Annotated in this window: 7 protein-coding genes; 2 read left to right on the top strand and 5 right to left on the bottom strand. The window is 57.1% G+C overall.

Annotated elements, in window-relative coordinates:
- Positions 1 to 242: 242 nt before the first annotated feature.
- Positions 243 to 1,079, top strand: coding sequence for a hypothetical protein (locus A2I95_RS26220; RefSeq protein WP_291734640.1), 837 nt, complete (start codon positions 243 to 245; stop codon positions 1,077 to 1,079).
- Here A2I95_RS26220 and merA read toward each other — a convergent pair.
- From merA to A2I95_RS26200, 4 genes are read right to left on the bottom strand one after another with little or no spacing between them, the layout of a single operon-like run.
- Positions 1,031 to 2,458 carry a mercury(II) reductase gene (gene merA / locus A2I95_RS26215; protein ID WP_291734638.1) on the bottom strand — a complete coding sequence of 476 codons (1,428 nt, stop codon included), beginning with the start codon at positions 2,456 to 2,458 and terminating at the stop codon, positions 1,031 to 1,033. The two genes, A2I95_RS26220 and merA, sit on opposite strands and share 49 nt — an antisense overlap.
- Before the next feature lie 4 nt (positions 2,459 to 2,462).
- Positions 2,463 to 2,708, bottom strand: coding sequence for a mercury resistance system transport protein MerF (gene merF, locus A2I95_RS26210; RefSeq protein WP_291734635.1), 246 nt, complete (start codon positions 2,706 to 2,708; stop codon positions 2,463 to 2,465).
- Between the two features lie 9 nt (positions 2,709 to 2,717).
- Positions 2,718 to 3,035 carry a heavy-metal-associated domain-containing protein gene (locus A2I95_RS26205; RefSeq protein WP_291734633.1) on the bottom strand — a complete coding sequence of 106 codons (318 nt, stop codon included), beginning with the start codon at positions 3,033 to 3,035 and terminating at the stop codon, positions 2,718 to 2,720.
- The gene (locus A2I95_RS26200) at positions 3,025 to 3,420 is read right to left on the bottom strand and encodes a mercuric transporter MerT family protein (RefSeq protein WP_291734632.1); all 396 of its coding nucleotides are present in this window, start codon (positions 3,418 to 3,420) and stop codon (positions 3,025 to 3,027) included. Before A2I95_RS26200 ends, A2I95_RS26205 begins: the two co-directional genes overlap by 11 nt.
- Before the next feature lie 75 nt (positions 3,421 to 3,495).
- Here A2I95_RS26200 and A2I95_RS26195 point away from each other — a divergent pair, with 75 nt between their 5' ends.
- Positions 3,496 to 3,933, top strand: coding sequence for a helix-turn-helix domain-containing protein (locus A2I95_RS26195; protein ID WP_027260199.1), 438 nt, complete (start codon positions 3,496 to 3,498; stop codon positions 3,931 to 3,933).
- Between the two features lie 156 nt (positions 3,934 to 4,089).
- On the opposite strand, the gene A2I95_RS26190 is transcribed toward A2I95_RS26195, so the two are convergent.
- Positions 4,090 to 4,728 (bottom strand): PEP-utilizing enzyme (locus A2I95_RS26190; protein ID WP_291734628.1); only part of this gene is annotated, 639 nt, incomplete at its 5' end.

Raw genomic sequence — 4,728 nt, 5'->3', positions numbered from 1 at the left:
CAGTTGTTGGCTCATTCCGGAAAGCGGGACATAAAGATAGCGCCTATCGAGATTTTTTCTCGGTAGGCGTTTGATTTTTCAGGAAGAAAAAAGTTTGAGAAGGAGCGGAATCTGAAGGGGAAAAGTCCCTCGGTAACACTTTCCGAAAAAATGCATGCCAGAGCTTCGGATTTTCCAACTTTGGCAAATATAGCAGTCGGCTCACGGAAGCCATCTTGATGCTCAGAGAACGGGAAGGTCTGATGGTCAAGAGTATTCCGAAACTGTCGTTGGAGGTAGTGTATCCTCCCTTTTCATCCAAAATCAACCTGAACACCTGTGGTGATCCGGATTGTGGAAACTTCGGAGTGGCCCCGGATTTTTCTTTGCCGACTTTCAAGGAACCGGGAGCACAGCAGAGGAAGATGGCGGCTCCGGTGAGCATTCCTGCGCTGGCATCCGGTCGAAGGTCTTACACCCTGAACGGAGACGACAAGAAACAACGCATCTCAACTGTCTTTGAGTATGAGGATGATCCTCATGGGCGGGACGATGGCCGAGAGATGGTTTGCCGGCATCAAAAGCGGAACAGAAGTTGCGATATCTCGTTCAATGTCCTGTCCAACAATCACTTTGAAGACGAATTTAACCGACTGCGGCTTCAGAACGATCTCCTGAAGGGGCCGGTGTGTGGCAATTGCGGACAGCGGTATCTGGATGCGCCGGAAGAGTTCATCTTCAACGGAACTCACGGCAAGCTCAATCCAGGAAAAAACGGAAGGAAAGCCAAGCCTGCCGGCTTCAGGATCATCCACAAGCCCTGTCAGGGACAAAAGGGGGCGAGGATTGAGAAGCGTCGCAAGGCTGCCCCATCTCTCAGCACTCCGGCTGTCCGCCTCGGCGCCGATAAGCGCCCCAAAGGGGCAGACATGGAGAAGGCTCCGGCTCCTCTATCGCCCCTGGTTGTTTCATGGAACGCCGCTGTGGAAAAAGTTCGAAACGCGATAGCTGAACCAAGAATCCCACCGGAGGTTTTGATTTTGCGAAGTATTCACCCAGCGCAGCAAGACAGCTTAGCTACGTCCTGCTCAAAGGTTTGAGCTGCCAGCTTCAGGCCCTCGACGGTCGTCAGGTAGGGAAAGATCATCGAGCCCAACTCCTCGTATGTCATCCCTGCGCGAATGGCCATTGCTGCGGTTTGGATGCTGTCGGCTCCTTCCGGCGCAAGAATATGAGCGCCCAGAAGCCGCTTGGTTGCGCCATCTGCGACGAGCTTGATCAAGCCGCGCGTGTCTCTTGCAGCAAGGGCGCGCGGCACATGCTCAAGAGATAAAACAGAGGTTTTCACAATGTGCCCTGCAGCAACGGCCTGCGCTTCCGTCATGCCCACACTGGCAACTTGAGGGTCGCTGAATACAACGGCAGGCATGGCAGAATTGTCGTAAGACAGCGTGTTGCCATTCAGGGCATTCTGAGCCGCCAACTTGGCTCCATAAGCCGCCATATAGACGAACTGATCGCGCCCGGTGGCATCTCCCACCGCATAGACGCCCTCGCGGCTGGTCATAAGTGCATCATCAACGGAGATGGCGCCATTTCCGTTGGTCCGCACACCGGCTGTATCAAGGTTCAGACCCTGCGTATTGGGCACTCGACCTGTGGCCAAGAGCAATGCCTCGGCGCGAAGGGTTTCCTTGCCTGCGGGGACAGAAATACTCAGGGCCACTCCGTCGCCGTCTTGATCAACGCGTTCGTATTGCAGCTCCGAACGAACAACGATGCCTTCAGCTTCGAAATACGAGGTCAGAGCGGTGCCGATCTCAGGTTCCGCCTCAGGCAGGAGGCCGCGCCGGGAGACGATCATCACCTTCACACCAGCGCGGGCGAACACCTGGGCCAGCTCCGCGCCGATATAGCCGCCACCCATGACGATGAGCGAAGCAGGCAGCGTCTCAAGCTCAAGAATCGAAGTGCTGTCGTAAAAAGGCACGTCGCGCAGCCCTGGGATGTCCGGCACATGGGAGTGCGATCCCGTTGCGATGATGATCTTGCGAGCATGGACGGGTTGGCCTGCAACAGATAACCGGCCATCGTCGGAAAACTGAGCAGCGCCCTCCATGAAGGAGATGGCGTTGTAATTTGGCAGGACTTCCGAGTATTTGGCCGCCCGCAGTTCTTCGACCAGTGCCTGTTTTTGGCGAACGACTGCGGCCCAGTCGGTTATCCGAGAGGAAACTTCGATACCATCGAACCGTCGCGCTGCTGTTGCGGAATGAACGGCTTCCATAGCCCGGATCATCGTCTTCGAGGGAACGCAACCGACATTAACACAGGTGCCGCCGATCATTCCCTCACCGATCAATGCTACGCGCGCGCCCTGATCCGCAGCAGTGATCGCCGCGGAAAACCCGGCAGACCCTGCACCGATCACAGCAAGTTCAAATGGGGCATTCGAGTCTGGAGAACAGCAATCGGACATGAGGTCAGCTTTCTTTGGAGCCGCTTCTTGGTGCGGAACTGGGATTGGGTTGGCGAACCAGGGCGAAGATCGTGATGCCGACGAAGACAAGAAGCGCTGGGATTAGGACAAAATCCAGAAATCCCAACAATGCGGACAGCCCAACTGCGCCCAGAAACACGCCCAAGACCGGAGTGAAACAGCAAACAGCGGCAACGAAAGTGCCGACGATGCCGGTGGTCAGCAGCTTGTTGTAGGATCTGCGCGACAAGGCCAGCCCTCAGGAGGCGCTGCCGCTTTGGATCAACTCAGCCGCATAACCGGCATTGGTTGAAGCAAGAGCAATTGCATCGGCCGCAGTCAGCGCGTCATCAAAAACAACACGAGCCGTGCGATCCTCAAGACTTATCTCGACCGATTGAACGCCCTCAACAGCGGACATGGCTGATTGCACGATGAAGGGGCAGCTGGGACAGTTCATTCCCGGCACCGAGAACGTGGCCGTTTGCTCTGCCGCGAATGCGGGGAAAGAAAAGGCGGCCAGCACCGCGCTGAGGAATAGGGGGTTCAGTTGCATGACATTCCTTTCAAAGTCCAAGCAGGATCGGGGCCACAATGGGAGCGATCCAGTTCCAGAAGAGTGCTATGAGGATTAGGAAGGTCGAAACCCAAAGGGCGGACTTCACCAACCGATTGGGAAGTGGACGCGCGCAAGCCTCTCCTTCGGCGCAGGCTCTTGGTTTGCGATAGACCATCCTGTAGCCGTAGCCGAGAAATCCAAGCGTGAAGACTATGAAGATCGGCTTGTAGGGTTCCAAGGCCGTCAGATTGCCAACCCAGGCACCAGACACACCCAGGCTGAATAGGATCAGCGGCACGATGCAGCAGGTAGATGCTCCGATCGCGCCAAGGACACCGCCCAATGCCATTAACCTGGCGGTTTTGCGGTCATCGCTCGCAACATGTTCAACGGTCTTGATCATGAAAATCCTCGTTTCTATTCATCTTGATTGATAATCTGGGATCTGTAGTGGCTACAGATGCAAGGAAGAATTGGCATGTCCGGGATCACGAACACGCGAGGCTATGGCATCGGAGCGATATCGCGGGAAACCGGGGTAAATATAGAAACCATCCGATACTATGAGAAAATTGCCCTGATGCCGGATCCTGGGCGCACCTCTGGAGGCAACCGGCAGTATTCACACGACCATCTCAAACGATTGTCCTTCATCCGGCACAGCCGAGATCTGGGATTCAGGATCGAGGAAATCAGGGCCTTGCTCAGCATGGTCGATCAGAAGGATGTGAGCTGTGGCGATGTACATCGCATGACGATGCAGCATTTGGGCACGGTGCGCGCCAAGATCGCCCACCTTCAGGTTCTGGAAAGCGCGCTTCAGGATATGGCTTCCGAGTGCGCGAAGGGCGATGTGCCTGATTGCCCAATCATCGAAAGCCTGTTTGAGATGGGTGTAGTGGAACCAAAGGCATAAGAAGCCGCCAAGCTCTTTCGGGGGCGCGCTCCGATTTTTTGTCCAAATAAATCAAGAGGCCCCGCCGAAAAAAATCGGCGGGGCCATCCTATGTCCCATATTCCGGAATGAGCCAACCAATTGTTGCGGGCCTTTCTTTGTTCTTTTCTGGCTGGATCAGGCCGAAACCACCTTGAGGCCCTTGTTCTCCATCGGCTGGATGCTGCCATCTTCGGTGACGGTCACCTGTTCGCCGTGGCTGAGGCTGTCGAGGCCCTTGCAGGCGACCAGCATCAGGACGTCCTTTTCGCGGGCGACAATGGCCATGTGGCTGAGCCAGCCGCCGACCTCAGACAGCACCGCGCCGGAACGCTGGACCCACGGCAGCCAGGCCGGGTTGACCATGCGGCAGACCAGAATGTCGCCGTCCTGGAAGCCGGCAAAGGCCTCGGGGCTGATGTCGCCGTCGTCCTCCATCCAGAACACCCGGGCGGTGGCGCTGCCGCTGCCGGCCACGCAGGTGCCGCCCATGGTGCCGTCGCCGGCCTGGGCCTGGACGCCCAGCGACAGCATCTCGCAGTCGCGCAGGGTAAGAGTGACCGCGGTGGGCGCGGATTTCTTGCGCAGTGTTTCCTTTTCGGCACGGGCCTGGGCGAGGTCGCGCAGGGCGTCCGGGCTGGACCAGTTGCTGTCCAGCACCTCGTCGAAGGTGAGGCTGAACACAAGATCCTCCAGCCCGCTGATCTGCCCCAGTGCCAGGAGGGCGCGGCGCAGCTCGGCGACGACGCGCAGGGCTTCGTGCTTGGCCTGTTCCTT

It is taken from the genome of Leisingera sp. F5 (genome assembly GCF_001593695.1).
Note: the sequence above shows the minus strand (reverse complement) of the source record. Positions and strands in the feature narration are given on the sequence as shown.